Below are 15,550 nucleotides of genomic sequence, written 5' to 3'. Positions count from 1 at the left end.
TCAGGCGTCCTTTCCGGCGGGCCGCCCCGCGACGCCCCAGGCGGCGAACTCCAGTTCGTAGCCGAGGGACTTCAGGACGTCCTCGGCGATCTCCTGGTCCTCGTCGGCGGTGCCGCCGGCGATGCCGAGGCCGCCGACGATCTCGCCGTCCTTCTTGAGGGTGAGGCTGCCCTCGGTGGCCATGATCGGCATCGCGGCGCCGGGGAGCTGGGAGAGCTGGGAGAAGAAGACGGGCTGGCTCTCCTGCCACTTCTTCAGCATGGTGCCGGGGCGCTGCATCACGGCGGCGGTGTAGGCCTTGGCGCGGGCGATGTCCGGGGTGAGGGGGCGGGCGCCGTCGGCGCGGCGGATGGCGACGGGGAAGCCGCTGGCGTCGACGACGGCCACGCTCACCGCCTTTCCGAGGGCCCGGGCCCGCTCGTGGGCGGCCTCGACGATCTCCTCGGCGGCGGCCAGGGTCAGGCTGGTCATACGGCGTCCTTCGGTGCGGTGAGGGTGCGGCGCAGGTGGGCGATCGCGGCGTTGTAGGGGCCCGGTGTCTCCCAGTACATGGAGTGCGGGGCGCCGGGGACGATCTCCAGGTGCGAGCCGGGGAGGAGTTCATGGGCGCGGGTGACGGTCCTGACGCTCAGGACCGCGTCCTTCTCGCCGGCGAGGAACGCGACCCGCACACCCGAGGCCTGGATCTCCGCCAGGGAGGGGCCGTCGGTGTCGAGGTTGCGCAGGTCCTGCATCCTGGCGACGTTGAAGGTGCCCATCTGCTGGAAGAGGAAGGTGAGGTCGGCGCGCTCCTCCTGGAAGCGCCGGGTCAACAGGCGGTCGATGACGGGCAGTTCGACCGCCTTGGCGCGGTCGGCGGCGGCCAGCTCCTTCAGTTCCGGGTGGCCGATGCCGCCCAGGGAGTGACCGAGGACGACCGAGGAGACCCGCTCGGGGCGCAGCAGGCCGGCGCGCAGGGCGGCGACCGAGCCGATGGACTGGCCGACCAGCATGACGTCGGTCAGGTCCTCCTGGTCGAGGACGGCGACGACGTCACCGGGGAAGTCCTGGCCGTCGAACTCCGGCTTCGACGAGTGCGGAGGAGGGGTAGGTGCGTCGGATTTTCCGAAGCCGCGCAGGTCGATCGTGACCACGGTGAACTCGTCGCGCAGTGCGGCCACTTGTTGCCACCAGGCGGCGTGGTGACCGCCGCTGCCGTGCACGAGGAGGATCGCGGGGCCGCTGCCGTGACGCTCGTAGTAGAGGGAGGTGCCGTCGGAGTCGGCGATGGGCATGGGGTGAACTCCCGGAAATATGAGGTCAGTTGGGGCGCCGGGCGTGGTACACGAGCTCGATCATGGTGTGGTCGGGATCGTGGATGTAGCAGAACTTGGACTGGTTCTCGGGGCGTTGGATCGGGCGGGTGTGCCGGATGCCCAGTTCCTTCAGGTGCTCCAGGAACTCGTCCCAGTCGTCGACCTCGACGGCGAAGTGGTAGGGCGCCATGCGCTCCATCTCCTCGACCGGGGTGAAGTGCAGGTCGAAGTTGCCCCGGGTCATCAGCACCACGCGGGTGTTGGACTTGGGCTGGATCCTCTTCATCCCGAAGACCTTCGTGTACCACTCGGCGGTCCGGTCGGGGTCGGTGGTGGGGAAGTTGACGTGGTGGATGTAGCGGGGTTCCTTGCTCATGCTCGTTTCCCTTCGAGGTGTACGGGGTTGGACAGCACGCCGATGCCGCTGATCTCGACCTCCACGGTGTCGCCCGGCTCGATCCGGCAGGTGGACTCGGCGCCCATCCACAGCACGTCGCCGGGGTGCAGGGTGATGTGGCGGGTGATCTCGACGATGTGGTCGAAGGGGTCGAAGACCATGTCGCCGGTGGGGAACGCGGCCCGGACCTCGCCGTTGACGCGCAGGGTGGTCGTCTGGGCCAGCGCGTCGACGTCGGTCTCGATCCAGGGCCCCATCGGCTTGAAGGTGTCGCTGTTCTTGCTGCGCCAGAACGTGCGGTCCCGGTGCTGCCAGGTGCGGGCGCTGACGTCGTTGCCGACGGTCCAGCCGAAGACCGCGCGGCGGGCCTCCTCGTGGGTGGCGTGTCTGAGGGTGCGGCCGATGACGGCGACGAGTTCGGGTTCGGCCTCGAACCGGCCCTCGACCCCGGCGGGCTTGACGATGGGCGAACCGTGCCCGGTCAGCGCGTTGTTGGCCCGGTAGCCGACCTCGGGACGCTCGGGGGTCGCGGCGCCGGCGTGTGCGATGTGGCGGGGGTAGTTGAAGCCGACCGCGTAGAACACGGGGGGTATCACGGGCGGGAGCCAGACGGCCGTGGCGCGCGGCGTGCTGCCGATGACCTCGGGGTCGCCCTCGATCGGGGACGCCGACAGCAGTTCGACGGCCTCCTCCCCCACCCGGCCCCACACCGCCCGGCCGTCGACCGAGACACGTGCGTACCTCATGGCGCCAGCAGATGGGAGACGCGCTTGGTGACCAGATAGGCGTCCAGCGCCTCCGGCCCGCCCTCACGGCCGTAGCCACTGTCCTTGACCCCGCCGGAGGGGGCCTCGTGGACCGAGCCGCCGCAGTGGTTGAGCGACAGGATCCCGGCCTCCAGTGCGTCCGAGAGGCGCTCGGCGGTCGCCGCCGAGGAGGTGAACCCGTAGGCGGCCAGTCCGTACGGCAGCGCGTTCGCCGTGGCGAGCGCCTCGTCGAGGCCGGTGAACGGCACGATCGGCGCGATCGGCCCGAACGGCTCCTCGCGCAGCAGTTCCGCGTCCGGGGGTACGTCGGTGAGGACCGTCGGTGCGAAGAAGTACCCGGGCCGTTCCGGGCGTGCGCCGCCGGTGCGGACGGTGGCGCCGCGCGCGACGGCGTCGGCGGTGAGCCGCTCCAGGGAGGTCAGCCGGCGTGCGTTGGCAAGGGGGCCCATGGTGGTCGCCGGTTCCCGTCCGTCGCCGACGACGACCGCCTCGGCGGCCTTCACGAACTCGGCGGTGAACTCCTCCACCAGGGACTCGTGGACGAGGAAGCGGCTCGGCGAGGTGCAGACCTGGCCGGCGTTGACGAACTTCGCCCGCGCCGACCTGCGAGCGGCCGTCACGGGGTCGGCGTCGGCGCAGACGATCACCGGGGCGTGGCCGCCCAGCTCCATCAGCGACGGTTTCATGACCTGCCCGGCCCGTGCGGCCAGCAGCTTGCCGACGGGCACGGAGCCGGTGAAGGCGACCAGGCGGACGACGGGCGAGGCGATCAGGTGGGCCGAGACCTCGGCGGGCTCGCCGAAGACGAGGTTGAGGACCCCGGCGGGCAGGCCCGCGTCCGCGTAGCAGCGGACCAGCTCCATGGCCGTGGCGGGGGTCTCCTCGGAGGCCTTGAGGACGAGCGGGCAGCCGGCGGCGAGGGCCGAGGAGATCTTCCGGTTGGGGCCGCCCACCGGGAAGTTCCACGGGACGAAGGCGGCGACCGGGCCGATGGGTTCGCGGCGTACGGTCAGCACGGTGCCGGGGTCCGAGGGGATGATGCGGCCGTAGGCGCGGCGGGCGTCGTCGGCGTGCCAGCGCAGGGTCTCGGCGGTGCGGTGGGCCTCGCCGGTGGACTCCGCGAGCGGCTTGCCCTGCTCCAGGGTGCTGATCCGGCCGAGGTCGGCGGCGCGCTCGGCGATCAGGCCGGCGGCGGCGTGCAGGATCGCGGTGCGGCGGGTGACGGGCGTGGCGCGCCAGATCCGGAAGCCCTCCCGCGCGGCGTCGAGGGCGCGGTCCAGGTCGGCGGCGGTGGCGAGGGGGACTTCTCCGATCACCTCCTCGGTGGCCGGGTTCACGATCGGGGCGGTGGAGCCGGTTGCGCCCTGGCACCACTCGCCCGCGATGTACATGCGGACGGCGGGGTAGCCGTGGTCGGTGGTCATGGGTGAGTGCCTCTCAGGCAGGGGTGTCCTGGTCGCGGTGGGTGCGCAGGGCCCAGATGTGGTGCGGCGGGGTGCTCTCGTGGACGCGGGTCCCGTAGGAGTCGTCGACGCGGTCCATGTCGGCGGCGTACTCGACACGGCCGCCGCACGGGGCGTGCAGGAACCGGAAGACGTTGGAGCCGATCGTGTGCCGGCCGAGCCGGCGGGCCTCGCGCCAGCCCTTGTCGATCATGTGGTTGGCGCCCTCGATCACGTCGTCGAAGCCGGGCACCTCGTAGGCGATGTGGTTGACGCCGACGCGGTCGGGGCGGTGGCAGAGCAGCATGGTGTGCTGGTCGTCGTCGCCCGGGGCCTGCAGGAAGACGCCCATCGGCTCCACGACGTCCGTCGGACGGAAGCCGAGCAGGCCGGTGTAGAAGGCGACGGCCTGGTCCTTGCCGTCCTTGGCGATGTTCAGCGCGACATGGCACATCCGCAGCGGGTGGGCGCGGGTGAGCGGCTCGAGTGCGGTGTTCCAGCGGTGGACGTGTCCCAGCGTGTTGGCGGGGCGCGGCGCGACGGCGGTCCTCCGCGGCCGGGCGAGGGTGAGGCCGACGCCGAAGCCGCTCAGGTCGACGGTGTGGAAGACGCCGTCGGCGCTCTCGCGGACGGGGTGCTCCCGGGCGACGGCGTCCACCAGCCGCCGTAGCTCCTCCCGTGTGTCGACGCCCCAGACGACCTCGCGCAGGGTGGGCCCGTCCTCCACCGGCCCGGGGAGCAGAGGGCTCGGATCGGTGTCGAGGTGCAGGGTCTGCCCGGTGAGCGTCTCGAACACGGCGTGTTCACCGGTCCGCTCCACCGTGAACAGCCCGAAGTCGTCGAAGAACCGTATGCAGGTGTCGAGGTCGTCGATGCCGTAGGTGACCGATTCGATTCTCTGGATTCCCATGGATTCCTCGTCCTCTCCGGGTCGCCCGGTGAGCGTAGATTCGGGACGGACGGGCCCTCAACGGTCCGAGCCGTACGCACTGCGCAACCCTTTGTTGCGCCGTCGGCCGCGGTTATCGGATGGCCGGGATCGGGTTCTGCGAGAACCACTCGGAGAGAAACTCCAGGAACACGCTGATCTTGCGCGGGGTGGCCGGCCCGGGCCCGTGGATCGCGTACAGCGGGCGGTCGGGTACGGCGAGTTCGGGGAGCAGCACCTGCAGGGCGCCGGAGACGAGGTCGTCGTAGACCGGGCGCTGCGGCAGCAGGGCGATGCCCCGGCCGTGCACGGCGGCCTTCTGCAGGGCGAGGTAGGAGTTGGACGAGAAGGCGATGTTGCGGATCTTGTGCAGGGTGCTGGCGTGTCCGTGGCCGATGCGCCAGACCGGGTCGTTGACGTGCACCAGGCAGTCGTGGTGGGCGACGTCGTTGGGGTGGTCCAGGGCGCCGCGGCGTCCGATGTAGTCCTGGGCGGCGCACAGCACGAAGGGCAGCGAGGAGATCTTCTTCAGGCGTACGGAGGAATCCCGCAGATCGCGGGTGTGGAAGGCGACGTCGAATCCGCTGTCCAGGAAGTCGTAGGTGCGGTCGGACATTCCGCCCAGTTCGAAACGGACCTGGATTTTGGGATGGGCCGCGGAAAACGCGGCGATCGCGTCGCCGAGGTCCAGGCTGCCTATCCATTTCGGGCAGATGATGCTGAGGGTGCCCTCGGCCCGGTCGTGTGAGTCGGCGAGCGCCGCGTCCTGGGCGTCGATCTCGTCGAGGATGCGGGCGGCGAATTCCGCGTATCTGTGCCCCGGTTCGGTGAGGCTCACCGAGCGGGCGGTGCGGTTGACCAGGCGCACCCCCACCTGCCGCTCCAGCTCGGCCACGTGCCGGGAGACCAGTGACCCCGATGAGCCGAGTTTCTTGGCGGCTCCGTTGAAGCTTCCGGCCTGAGCGACGGTGACGAAGCTGTGCATCAGCAGCAGGCGGTCCATGTTTCCTTCTCACTTCGGGCAGTACCGGGGTGCTTCACTCACGTTCTTCTCGGTGACCAACAGAAGAGGAATGTTGGCAATCTTGTCAACCTTCTTGTCGCCCAGGAGTCCGACGGCGTTCTTCACGGCGGTCTCGCCGATGACCTGGGCGGAGTTCGCCACGGTGGCCGAGAACTCACCGCTCTTCACCGCGGCCAGCCCCTCGTCGGTGCCGTTCATGGTGACGATCCGGACGTCCTTGCCTGCGGCGTCGAAGGCCTTGCGCACCCCGAAGGCCATCTCCTCGTTGGCGACGAAGGCGTAGTCGAGGTCCGGGTGGGCCTGGATCATGTTCTCGGCCACGTCCTGGGCCTTCGCCGGGTTGAACATGCCGGGCTGGTTGGCGACCACCTCGGCGGTGGCCGGGAGCGCGTCCTTGAAGCCGCCCACGAGGAGGTCCGAGGCCGCGCCGGGCGCGCCGGCCACGATGCCCACCTCGACGTCCTTGCCGCCCGCGTCCTGCGCGATCCAGCCCGCGTCCAGGGCGCCGGCCTTCTTCAGGTCGACGACGGCCGCGCCGAGGATGTCCCCGGTGTCGCCGGTGGCCACGGAGGTGAGATAGATCGGCACGCCGGCCGCCTTGGCCTTGGCGATGTCGCCCTTCAGCGCGTCGACGTTGACCGTCTGCACGATCAGCGCGCTGACGTCGCGGGAGATCATGTCCTCGATGTTGGACAGCTCGGTCCCGGCGTTCTGGTGCGAGTTGGCCGTGTAGACCTTGGCGTCCTCGGTCTTGGCCTGTGCCTCGACGGCCTGCTGCAGACAGCTGTGGAAGGCGGTGTCGCCGCCGTTGACGAAGCCGAGGGAGACACCGCCGGAGCCGGCGCCGCCGTCCCCCTTGCCGCATCCGGTCAGCAGCAGGGCACAGCCGGCGACGCCGGCGAACAGCACTCTGGGCGAGCGGGCGGAGAGTGTCATGGTGAACCGCCTTTCAGGGCGAGGGAGATGGGGTCAGTGGCCGGCGGAGCCGGAGCGCGCCTTGTGCATCTCGTTGGCGACGGCCGCGACGAGCAGCACGGCGCCGACGGAGACCGGCTGGTAATTGCTGGAGAAGTCCAGGAGGTTGAGGGCGTTGGCGACCACACCGAGCAGCACCAGGCCGAGGGCGGTGCCGACGACGGTGCCGTGACCGCCCGCGAGCGAGGTGCCGCCGATGACGACCGCGGCGACGACGGCCAGTTGCAGCGGGAGTCCCGCGGTGCCGCCGGGGCTGGAGGAGCCGAGCCGGGAGAGGATCATCAGTCCGGCCAGGCCCGAGAGGGTGCCGGTGAGGCCGTACAGGGTGAGCTTGCGGGCGGTGACGTCGATGCCGCTGAGCCGGGCGACGTGCTCGTTGCCGCCGATGGCGAAGGCGTCCCGGCCGAACACCGTGAACCGCATGACGAGGCCCGTCGCGGCCAGCACCAGGACGGCCACCACCAGCAGACAGGGCACGCCGAGCACCTTGTCGTTGCCGAGGGCGGACATCCGGGTGCCGATGGAGAGGGTGCTGCCGTCGTGGACCAGGAGCGCGACGCCGTCGAGGAGGGTCGCCGAGGCCAGGGTCACCACGAAGGGCGCCACCGGGGTGAAGGTCACCACCAGCCCGTTGACCAGTCCGATCGCGGTGCCGAGCAGCAGCGCGACGAGGACGGCGTACACCGTGGGCTGCCCGTCGGCCAGGAGTTTCGCGGAGACGGCGGCCGTGACGGCGACATTGCTGCCCATGGAGAAGTCCATGCCGCCCGCGGTCATCAGCAGGGTGAGCCCGGCGGCGAGGACGGCGTTGACGCTGATCTGGCCGAGGATGTTGACGAGGTTGCGGTCGGTGGCGAACGTCTCGCTCCGCACGGCGGTGAAGACGACGACGAGCACGAGGACGGCGATCAGTCCGGCGTGCGGGACCTCGCGCAACCGGCGCGGGGAGAGGCGGGAGGGGGGCGGCCCGGCGACGGGAGCGGGGGCATCGGGCAGGGTCTTGACGCTCAACTCGGCTGTCCTCCGAGGGCCGTGGCGACGAGTTCGTCGCGGGTGATGTCGGCGATGTCGTGTTCGGCGACCGTGCGGCCGGCGCTCACGACGACGACCCGGTCGGCCAGGCGCATGACCTCCTCGGCGGAGGAGGAGGCGAGCAGGACGGCCACGCCCCGGGAGGCGAGATCGTCGAGGAGGGCGTGGATGTCGGCCATCGCCGCGATGTCCACGCCGTTGGTGGGGTCCTCCAGGAAGCAGGCGGCGGGTCGTGTCTCCAGCCACTTGCCGAGCAGGACCTTCTGCTGGTTGCCCCCGGACAGCGCGCTCACCGGCGGGTTCCCGGCCAGTGACGTCACCCCGTAGCTCCGCCGCAACGGGGCGGCTCGGCGGGCGAGTTCGGTACGGCGGTGCAGTCGGCGGCGGGCGAAGCGGTCGTCGGCGAGCATCAGGTTCTCGTCCAGGGAGAGTCCCGGGACCAGGCCGAGGGCGCGGCGGTCGCCGGTGACACAGCGCAGTCCGGCGGCGAGCGAGGCGGCGACGCGGCCGAAGGGCACCTCCCGTCCCGCCACGTGGAGTCGACCGGAGTCGGGGCGACGCCGTCCCGACAGCAGGTCGAACAGCCGGGACTGGGCGTCCCCGGCGGGCCCGAGGACGGCGACGATCTCGCCCTTGCGGACCTCGACACCGAAGTCCCGGACCGCTCTGCCCTGGTTCAACCCCCGTACCGAGAGGCCGACTTCGGCCCTGGGCTCGGGGCGTTCGGGACGGGCGGAGACGACGTCCCGGCCCACCATGGCCCGTACCAGACCGGTTTCGTCGAGGTCGGCGGCGGGGGCGCTCCTGACGACCCGCCCGTCCCGCAGGACGGTGAGCCGGTCGGCGACGGCCATGACCTCGTCGATGTAGTGCGAGATGTAGACGACGGCGACGCCCTCGTCCCGCAGGGTGCGCACCAGCGCGCGGATCCGGTGGGCGTCCTGGGCGCTGAGGCAGGCGGTGGGCTCGTCCAGGATCAGGACGCGGCCGCCGCGGCGGACCTCGCGGGCCACCTCGACCATGGTCTGTTCGGCGACGGTGAGGGAGCCGGCGGTGCGCTCCACGTCGACGGCGAGGCCGAGGGCGGCGAGCGCGGCGCGGGCCTCGTCCCTGACGGTCCGCCAGCGCACGGCGGGGCCCCGGGTGGGCAGGTCGCCGAGGAGGATGTTCTCGGCGACGGTGAGGTCCATGGCCAGCTCGCGGCGCTGTGGGACGCAGGAGATGCCGAGCCTGCGGGCCCTGCGCACGGTCAGCCCGTGCTGCCGCCGGCCGTCGACCTCGATCGTGCCGCCGTCGGCCTGGTGGACCCCGGACAGCACCTGCACGAGCGTGGACTTGCCGGCGCCGTTCATGCCCATCAGGGCGTGGATCTCACCGGGGAACAGATCGAGGTCGACGCCTTTCAGCGCGGCCGCCCCGCCGAAGCTCCTGGTGACGCCCCGGACGCTCACGACCGGGTTCACTGCACCCGTCCGTAGCCGCGGATGTCCGGGAACGGGGGCTCCTTGTCGGCCTGGAGGTCCACCTGGAAGGTGTTCAGGCACATGCCGAGCATGGTGAAGTTGCCGAGCGCGCCGATGGTGTCGACCAGGCCCTTGGGCCCGAAGTGGGCGAGGGCGGCGGCGAAGGTCTCGTCCCCGACGAAGTGCTCCTCCAGGACCTCCCGGCAGAACCGGTAGAACGCCTGGTCCGCCTCGTCGTCGAAGACCGCCTCGCGCTTCTCGGCGATCGCCTTCACGGCGGCCTCGGGGACGCCGGCCTCGATCGCCTGGTGGACATGGGCGTTCCACGAGTACTGGGCGTCCCAGTTGCGGGCGGCCATCAGCAGGGCCAGCTCCCGCAGATGCCCGGGCAGGCCGCAGTCGAAGCGGGCGAAGGCGCCGAGCGACTCGGCCCGTTCGCACATCTCGGGGCTGTGCAGCCAGACCCGGAAGGGGCCGCGCACGGCTCCGCGGCGGCCGGCGATCCGGGCGGCCAGTTCCTGCTGCCGCGCATCCATTTCCTCTTCGCTGAGAACGGGGAGCCTCATCCGGCCGTTACCTGCCTTCTCTCTCCGGCACGTCATGGGCACGGTCCTGCGGCCGTGCGGTGCCAGGTGAAGGTACAGCGGTGTCCGAGAACCTCACCCACCTCGGAATGCAAGGTAAACCTGCACGTTGGAGGCCCCCCATTCACGGGGCGGCGACCTAACGTCGTGCCCCATGACGACCATCATCAAGGCCGCGTCCGTGCCCCTGCTCGACCGTGGCGGCGCGGTCGTGACGACCCCGCTCATCACCACCCCGTCGGCGAACGGGGAGAACCGGATCACCAGCGGGATGAGTGTCTATCCGGTGGGCTCCGGGGCGCCGCTGCACTCGCACAACTGCGACGAGCACGTCACCGTGCTGGAGGGGGAGGCGGAGGTGTGGGTGGACGGCGAGGTGACGAGGCTGGAGCGGTACGACACGACGTACATCCCGTCCCCGGTCCCCCATCTGTTCCGGAACGTCGGCGAGGTGCCGCTGCGGATCCTGTGGGTGTACTCCTCGGGGCATGTGACGCGGACGTTCACCGGGACCGGGAAGACGGTGGAGCATCTGTCGGCGGAGGACCGGATGGGGGCGGACGGCTGAGGGCTCAGCGCACCCCCGCCTTCACCGCCTCCAGGACGACCTCGGCCACGGCCTTCGGCTGTTCCACCAGGACCGCGTGTCCCGCGTCGGGGACCGTCACCAACCGCACGTACGGGCAGGCCTGGAGGCCGGCCCGTTCCTCGTCGGTCAGGCCGATCTCGTCGTGGTCGCCCCGTACCACCCAGGTCGGGACGCCGGCCCCGCACAGCCGCTGCACCAGGGACGGATGGCGCCCGAGGTAGGCGTAGTAGTCCTGGAGGATCCGGCGGCAGGCCGCCGGGTCGTTGTCGGCCATCACCGCCGCGAGCGCCTCCGCGCGCTGCGGCGGCAGTTCGCGTCTCATCGCCCGGGGCAGCAGCCCGAGCATGCCGGCCCAGACCACCGCGCCGAGCCCCGGCACCCGGCCCACCGCGTTCAGCACCGCCAGGGACTTCGTCTCGTCCCCGCGCGAGAAGCTCGGTGAGAGCAGCACGAGCGGGCCCCGGAACAGGCCGAGGGCCGCCATCTCGATCGCCACGTTGGCGCCCAGACTGTGCCCCACGACGGCCTCGCAGCCGGCCTCGGCGGCGAAGTCCGCCATCAGGTGGGCGTAGTGCTCCATGGACACGTCCTCGGGCGGCTCGGTGCGGCCGAAGCCCGGCAGGGTCACCGCGACCGTCCCCAGGCCGGCCACCGCGGGCTCGGCCATGACGTCCGCGCAGAACTCGGTCGTGCACAGTCCGCCCGGGATCATCAGCACCCGGTGCGCGGCGTCCGCCGGTCCTCCGCGGCGGACCTCCCAACGCTCACCCATACAACGAGCGTGACCCCGTACGACCCGCTCCGCACCCCGAACGCCGGCCACCGCATCCGAGGTGCGGGGCCGGCGTCCCGGTGTCCCCCGGGTGTCCGTGCGCGTCGGTCAGTGCGCGCCCACCAGCTCCCGGCCGGAGGTGACGGGGGTCTGCCTGGCGCTGCGCAGCGCGGCGGTCCCGATGAAGACCATGGAGGAGACGCCGGCGAGCGCGAAGGCGGTGAAGCCCCAGTCGCCGTTGCCCGCGGCGAGCAGCTGACCGCCGAGCCAGGGGCCGAAGACGGCGCCGAAGCGGCCCATGCCGGAGGTCCAGCCGACGGCGGTGGCGCGGTTGCCGGGGTTCGACCGGATCGACACCGTGGCGTAGATCATCGTCTGCGCGCTGTTGAGGAAGACACCGGTGAGGAAGACGACGATCATCGTGATCGTGGTCGCCATGTGCACGCTGAGCAGGAAGACACCGGCGGCGGTGAGCGCGAACCAGACCGCCGAGATGCGCGGGGCGCCGAAGCGGTCGGCGGCGCGGCCGGCGACCAGCATGCCCACGATGCCGCCGAGGTTGAAGACGACGACGAAGGTCAGGGCGTTGGCGAGCGCGTAGCCCTCGCCGCGCATCAGGGTCGGCAGCCAGGTGGCGACACCGTAGACCAGGAGGAGGCCGCCGAAGGAGGCCAGCCAGTACAGCAGGGTCTGGATCCACTCGCCGCCGCGGAAGAGGGCGGCGAGGGCGTCGAAGCGGTCGGCGGCGGACGTGCGGCCGGACTTGGCCGCGGGCAGTTCGACGTCGTAGCGGGCGGCGAGCGCGGTCGCCTCCTCGGTGCGGCCCTTGGCGACGAGGAAGCTCAGCGACTCGGGCAGGAACTTCGCGAGGACGGGTGCGAACAGCAGCGGCGCCACGCAGACCCAGAAGGCCGCGCGCCAGCCGACGGGGTCGATCAGCCACTTGGCGACGTAGGCGGAGAGGATGCCGCCGGCGTGGTGGGCGGTCATCAGCAGACCGATGGTGACGGCGGCGCGGCCGCGCGGGGCGTAGTCGGAGACCATGCTGATCGCGGTGGGCAGCAGACCGCCGAGGCCGACGCCCGCGAGGGTCCGGCCGAGGCCGAAGACCTCGACGCTGCCGGCCAGCGCGCACACCCCGGACGCCAGCGAGAAGAGGACCACGCAGCCGACCATCAGCTTCTTGCGCCCGATCCGGTCGGCGACCGTACCCGCGGTGAGGGCGCCGACGAGCATGCCGAAGGTGGCGTAGCTGCCCAGGTCACCTGCGGTGTCCGGGGTGAGGCCGAAGGTCTTCGTCTCCAGCAGGTGCGGCAGCACGGAGCCGTAGACGAACATGTCGAGGCCGTCGAACAGGACGGCCAGCCAGCACAGTCCGACGGCCAGGAGGGCCAGTCTGCTGCCGCGCGCGGCCAGGTTGTCGGGGGAGGAGGACATCGTTGTTTCCCTCTCGAGCGGGGTGGGTCCTCAGACGCTAAGGACCCACCCCGAAAAGTGTCAACGCTTTTGTCAACAATCTCATCGACAATCAGGCGATGGGCGGCGTCCCGTGCGTGTGGAAGGACTCGATGGTCTTCAGGCCCCAGGCCTGGCCCTTCCTGCGCTCCTCCTCGGTCCAGGTGATCAGCGGCCAGTCGGGGGCCAGCACCAGCCGTGTGAGCGGGTTGCACAGCTCGATGCGGTTGCCGCCGGGCTCGTAGACGTAGAGGAAGAACGTCTGCTGGATGGCGTGCTTGTGCGGTCCCGTCTCGATGAACACACCCGTGTCGATCGCGAGGTCGGCGGCCCGCAGGATGTCCTCACGGGTGTCCGTCGCGAAGGCGATGTGATGCAGCCGGCCGGCGCTGCCGGTCCAGTCCGAGGTGTAGACGACGTCGTACGACTTGTTCGTGTACGTCAGCCAGCGCGCCGCGATCGTGCCGCTGTCGAGCCTGATCTGCTCGGTGGGCCGGGCGCCGAGCACATGCTGCTGGAACTCGGCGTTGGCGAGGACGTCGGCGGCGAGGAAGTTGACGTGGTCCAGACGCCGCACGCCCACGCCCCGGTTGGGCTTGGCCTGCGGCTGGTTCTTCAGCGCCGGTTTGAGCTCCTCGGGGGCCCGGTAGTGCTCGCTCTCCCAGTACAGGGCGTGCTCGTGGCCGTCGGGATCGGTGGTGACGTAGAGCTTGCCGAGGCCGGGTTCGTCCTCGGCCCACGTCCCCGATCCGCCCGCCGCCTCGATCGCCGCGATACGGCGGTGGAGGGCTTCCTCGCTGGAGGTGCGCAGGGCGAGCCGGCCGAGGCCGGGCTGCTCGCGGGCGGTGAGGACCAGGCTGTGGTGCTCGTAGTCGTCGAAGGTCCGCAGGTAGACCGTGTCGCCGTCCTCGCCGTCGACCGTGAGGCCCAGATAGTCGGTGCAGAAGGCGACGCTGGCGTCCAGGTCCGGGGTGAAGAGCTGGGCGTGGCCGATGTGGGCGATGTCGCCGAGCGGCGGAGTCATCGTTGACCTCCAGTGGGGAAGACCGTGCCGTCGAAGATCTTGCGGGCCGTGCGGACCACGGCGGTGCGACGGGCGGTGGGCAGACCCTCGGGGGTGGTGCCGAGGGTAGTGTCGATGTCCAGGAATCCAGTGGGATGTTCTATGCGAATTCGGTCACTGTCGGCGGGTGGCACGGCGGCCTTGTGCGCCACACCTCCCTCGATCCGCAGCCCGGCCGCGACGCTCGCCGCGCCGAGGACCCCGATCGCGGTGTGACAGCGCACGGGGATGAAGGTGCGGGTGGTGACCGCACCCCCGGCGCGGGGCGGGGCGAGCAGGGTGAGCTTGGGGACGGTGGTGTCGGAGACGTCACCGAGGCCCATCAGCCGGCCCGCCGTCAGCCGGATCGCGCGCAATCGGTCGGCCAGAGCCAGGTCCTCCTCGAGGTCCCGGGGCGACTCGTAGCCGGTGACGCCGAGATCCGCGGCGAGCATCAGCACGGTCGGCATGCCGTTGTCCACGCAGGTCACCGGGGTGCCGTCGATCATGTCCCGGACGTTGCCGGTGGGCAGCAGGGGACGCTTGCCCGCGGGGAACCCGATCACCACGGGCGCGGCCGCCCCCGGGACGCCGGAGATCTCGGCGTCGCCGGTGTAGCGCACCCGGCCGCCGGGGGTGGGGAAGGTCGCCGTCGCGAGGTCGCCGCTGTTGACCATGCGGATCCGTACGGCGGTCTCGGTCTCCCCCGCCGCCACGAGTCCGCGCTCGACGGCGAACGGGCCGACGCCCGCCAGGATGTTGCCGCAGTTCTGACGGTCGCTCACCTCGGCCCGGTCCACGGCGACTTGAAGGAAGAGATAGTCGACGTCGGCCCTCGGGTCGGCGGACCGGGACACCACCGCCACCTTGCTGGTGAGCGGGTGCGCACCGCCCAGGCCGTCGATCTGGCGCTCGTCCGGGCTGCCCATCACGCGCAGCAACAGCTCGTCGCGCAGGGCCGGTTCGGCGGGGAGGTCGTCGGCGAGGAAGTAGGCGCCCTTGGAGGTGCCGCCCCGCATCAGCAGACAGGGCACCTCCTCGGGCAGGGAGGTCACTGTGGCTCCCCCGGGTACTCCTCGTACGTCCGGTACTCGACGCCGAGTTGGCGCAGTGTCTCCCGCAACCCGTAGCGGTCCAGGCCGAGTTCGCCGTCGAGGAAGGCGGCGCGGGCGCGGGCCTCCTTGGCCTCGCGGGCCTCGGACGCCTCCGCCGCGGCCCGGGCGCGCTCGCGCGGGACGACCACGACACCGTCGTCGTCGGCGAGGATCACATCGCCGGGGCGGATCACCTGCCCGTCGATCGCGACGGGCACGTTCACCGAGCCGCCGGTGGCCTTCACCGTGCCCTGCGCGGACACCGCCCGCGACCAGGCCGGGAAGTCCATCTCACGCAGCTCCTGGGTGTCCCGGACGCCCGCGTTGATGATCAGTCCGCGTACCCCGCGCCGCTGGAGCGCGGTCGCGAACAGCTCGCCGAACATGCCGTCGGTGGAGGGGGAGGTGGTGGTGACGACCAGGACGTCGCCCTCGCCGCACTGCTCGACGGCCGCGTGGATCATGAGGTTGTCGCCGGGCCAGCTGAGTACGGTCACGGCGGTGCCGGCCATCCGTACGCCCTGCTGGATCGGGCGGATGCCCGGCCCGAGCAGCCCGGTCCGCCCCATCGCCTCGCTCACGGTGGCCACCCCGAAGGCGGCCAGCGCGTCGACGTCCTTGCGCTCCGCCTTCGGCGGGCCGGTGACGATCACGCCGCCCATGCTTCCTCCTTCTGCGGAGCTCCGCCGCA

17 protein-coding genes are annotated in these 15,550 nt (G+C 71.3%); 1 reads left to right on the top strand and 16 read right to left on the bottom strand.

The window, feature by feature from the left end:
- The 11 genes from ABZ464_RS22045 to ABZ464_RS21995 form a co-directional block, all read right to left on the bottom strand.
- Complete coding sequence (locus ABZ464_RS22045; RefSeq protein ID WP_359279319.1) at positions 1-471, bottom strand: heme-binding protein; 471 nt, start codon at positions 469-471, stop codon at positions 1-3.
- On the bottom strand, positions 468-1,274 hold the full coding sequence (locus ABZ464_RS22040) for an alpha/beta hydrolase (protein WP_359279318.1): 807 nt from the start codon (positions 1,272-1,274) through the stop codon (positions 468-470). The genes ABZ464_RS22045 and ABZ464_RS22040 overlap by 4 nt, the downstream gene beginning before the upstream one ends.
- Positions 1,275-1,299: 25 nt before the next feature.
- Positions 1,300-1,671: a VOC family protein gene (locus tag ABZ464_RS22035; protein WP_359279317.1), complete on the bottom strand. Its 372-nt coding sequence runs from the start codon at positions 1,669-1,671 to the stop codon at positions 1,300-1,302.
- A complete protein-coding gene (locus ABZ464_RS22030) occupies positions 1,668-2,438 on the bottom strand; it encodes a fumarylacetoacetate hydrolase family protein (RefSeq protein WP_359279316.1) in 771 nt (256 codons plus the stop codon). Before ABZ464_RS22030 ends, ABZ464_RS22035 begins: the two co-directional genes overlap by 4 nt.
- On the bottom strand, positions 2,435-3,883 hold the full coding sequence (locus tag ABZ464_RS22025; protein WP_359279315.1) for an NAD-dependent succinate-semialdehyde dehydrogenase: 1,449 nt from the start codon (positions 3,881-3,883) through the stop codon (positions 2,435-2,437). The genes ABZ464_RS22030 and ABZ464_RS22025 overlap by 4 nt, the downstream gene beginning before the upstream one ends.
- A gap of 13 nt (positions 3,884-3,896) precedes the next feature.
- Positions 3,897-4,811: a VOC family protein gene (locus ABZ464_RS22020; RefSeq protein ID WP_359279314.1), complete on the bottom strand. Its 915-nt coding sequence runs from the start codon at positions 4,809-4,811 to the stop codon at positions 3,897-3,899.
- Positions 4,812-4,923: 112 nt separating this feature from the next.
- Positions 4,924-5,832 carry a LysR family transcriptional regulator gene (locus ABZ464_RS22015; RefSeq protein WP_359279313.1) on the bottom strand — a complete coding sequence of 303 codons (909 nt, stop codon included), beginning with the start codon at positions 5,830-5,832 and terminating at the stop codon, positions 4,924-4,926.
- 9 nt (positions 5,833-5,841) lie between these two features.
- The gene (locus tag ABZ464_RS22010; RefSeq protein ID WP_359279312.1) at positions 5,842-6,789 is read right to left on the bottom strand and encodes a sugar ABC transporter substrate-binding protein; all 948 of its coding nucleotides are present in this window, start codon (positions 6,787-6,789) and stop codon (positions 5,842-5,844) included.
- A gap of 33 nt (positions 6,790-6,822) precedes the next feature.
- Complete coding sequence (locus tag ABZ464_RS22005) at positions 6,823-7,839, bottom strand: ABC transporter permease (RefSeq protein ID WP_359279311.1); 1,017 nt, start codon at positions 7,837-7,839, stop codon at positions 6,823-6,825.
- Entirely contained in the window at positions 7,836-9,323 is a 1,488-nt protein-coding gene (locus ABZ464_RS22000) for a sugar ABC transporter ATP-binding protein (protein WP_359279310.1), read from the bottom strand. The genes ABZ464_RS22005 and ABZ464_RS22000 overlap by 4 nt, the downstream gene beginning before the upstream one ends.
- On the bottom strand, positions 9,320-9,859 hold the full coding sequence (locus ABZ464_RS21995) for a carboxymuconolactone decarboxylase family protein (RefSeq protein ID WP_359279309.1): 540 nt from the start codon (positions 9,857-9,859) through the stop codon (positions 9,320-9,322). The genes ABZ464_RS22000 and ABZ464_RS21995 overlap by 4 nt, the downstream gene beginning before the upstream one ends.
- A 202-nt stretch (positions 9,860-10,061) precedes the next feature.
- Here ABZ464_RS21995 and ABZ464_RS21990 point away from each other — a divergent pair, with 202 nt between their 5' ends.
- On the top strand, positions 10,062-10,475 hold the full coding sequence (locus ABZ464_RS21990; RefSeq protein WP_359279308.1) for a cupin domain-containing protein: 414 nt from the start codon (positions 10,062-10,064) through the stop codon (positions 10,473-10,475).
- Positions 10,476-10,479: 4 nt separating this feature from the next.
- Here the strand turns inward: ABZ464_RS21990 and ABZ464_RS21985 are convergent, their stop codons facing one another.
- The 5 genes from ABZ464_RS21985 to ABZ464_RS21965 form a co-directional block, all read right to left on the bottom strand.
- Complete coding sequence (locus ABZ464_RS21985; protein WP_359279307.1) at positions 10,480-11,268, bottom strand: alpha/beta hydrolase; 789 nt, start codon at positions 11,266-11,268, stop codon at positions 10,480-10,482.
- 108 nt (positions 11,269-11,376) lie between these two features.
- Positions 11,377-12,705, bottom strand: a complete 1,329-nt coding sequence (locus ABZ464_RS21980) for an aromatic acid/H+ symport family MFS transporter (RefSeq protein WP_359279306.1) — start codon at positions 12,703-12,705, stop codon at positions 11,377-11,379.
- A 91-nt stretch (positions 12,706-12,796) separates the two neighbouring features.
- The gene (locus ABZ464_RS21975; protein ID WP_359279305.1) at positions 12,797-13,747 is read right to left on the bottom strand and encodes a VOC family protein; all 951 of its coding nucleotides are present in this window, start codon (positions 13,745-13,747) and stop codon (positions 12,797-12,799) included.
- Entirely contained in the window at positions 13,744-14,820 is a 1,077-nt protein-coding gene (locus tag ABZ464_RS21970) for a 4-oxalomesaconate tautomerase (protein WP_359279304.1), read from the bottom strand. Before ABZ464_RS21970 ends, ABZ464_RS21975 begins: the two co-directional genes overlap by 4 nt.
- Positions 14,817-15,521, bottom strand: coding sequence for a 4-carboxy-4-hydroxy-2-oxoadipate aldolase/oxaloacetate decarboxylase (locus tag ABZ464_RS21965; RefSeq protein WP_359279303.1), 705 nt, complete (start codon positions 15,519-15,521; stop codon positions 14,817-14,819). Before ABZ464_RS21965 ends, ABZ464_RS21970 begins: the two co-directional genes overlap by 4 nt.
- Between the last annotated feature and the right edge of the window lie 29 nt (positions 15,522-15,550).

The sequence above is a fragment of the Streptomyces sp. NPDC005820 genome, from assembly GCF_040630255.1.
Lineage (GTDB): Bacteria > Actinomycetota > Actinomycetes > Streptomycetales > Streptomycetaceae > Streptomyces.
The sequence above is the reverse complement of the archived record's forward strand: the minus strand, read 5'-3'. Positions and strand labels throughout refer to the sequence as shown.

What these genes read in the sequence shown, in the direction of transcription:
- ABZ464_RS21975 (WP_359279305.1), bottom strand. Translation starts at nt 13,747, where the DNA reads ATGACTCCGCCGCTCGGCGACATCGCCCACATCGGCCACGCCCAGCTC.
- ABZ464_RS21965 (WP_359279303.1), bottom strand. Translation starts at nt 15,521, where the DNA reads ATGGGCGGCGTGATCGTCACCGGCCCGCCGAAGGCGGAGCGCAAGGAC.
- ABZ464_RS22020 (WP_359279314.1), bottom strand. Translation starts at nt 4,811, where the DNA reads ATGGGAATCCAGAGAATCGAATCGGTCACCTACGGCATCGACGACCTC.
- ABZ464_RS22035 (WP_359279317.1), bottom strand. Translation starts at nt 1,671, where the DNA reads ATGAGCAAGGAACCCCGCTACATCCACCACGTCAACTTCCCCACCACC.
- ABZ464_RS22040 (WP_359279318.1), bottom strand. Translation starts at nt 1,274, where the DNA reads ATGCCCATCGCCGACTCCGACGGCACCTCCCTCTACTACGAGCGTCAC.
- ABZ464_RS21980 (WP_359279306.1), bottom strand. Translation starts at nt 12,705, where the DNA reads ATGTCCTCCTCCCCCGACAACCTGGCCGCGCGCGGCAGCAGACTGGCC.
- ABZ464_RS22015 (WP_359279313.1), bottom strand. Translation starts at nt 5,832, where the DNA reads ATGGACCGCCTGCTGCTGATGCACAGCTTCGTCACCGTCGCTCAGGCC.
- ABZ464_RS22030 (WP_359279316.1), bottom strand. Translation starts at nt 2,438, where the DNA reads ATGAGGTACGCACGTGTCTCGGTCGACGGCCGGGCGGTGTGGGGCCGG.
- ABZ464_RS22025 (WP_359279315.1), bottom strand. Translation starts at nt 3,883, where the DNA reads ATGACCACCGACCACGGCTACCCCGCCGTCCGCATGTACATCGCGGGC.
- ABZ464_RS22010 (WP_359279312.1), bottom strand. Translation starts at nt 6,789, where the DNA reads ATGACACTCTCCGCCCGCTCGCCCAGAGTGCTGTTCGCCGGCGTCGCC.
- ABZ464_RS21995 (WP_359279309.1), bottom strand. Translation starts at nt 9,859, where the DNA reads ATGGATGCGCGGCAGCAGGAACTGGCCGCCCGGATCGCCGGCCGCCGC.
- ABZ464_RS21990 (WP_359279308.1), top strand. Translation starts at nt 10,062, where the DNA reads ATGACGACCATCATCAAGGCCGCGTCCGTGCCCCTGCTCGACCGTGGC.
- ABZ464_RS22045 (WP_359279319.1), bottom strand. Translation starts at nt 471, where the DNA reads ATGACCAGCCTGACCCTGGCCGCCGCCGAGGAGATCGTCGAGGCCGCC.
- ABZ464_RS21985 (WP_359279307.1), bottom strand. Translation starts at nt 11,268, where the DNA reads ATGGGTGAGCGTTGGGAGGTCCGCCGCGGAGGACCGGCGGACGCCGCG.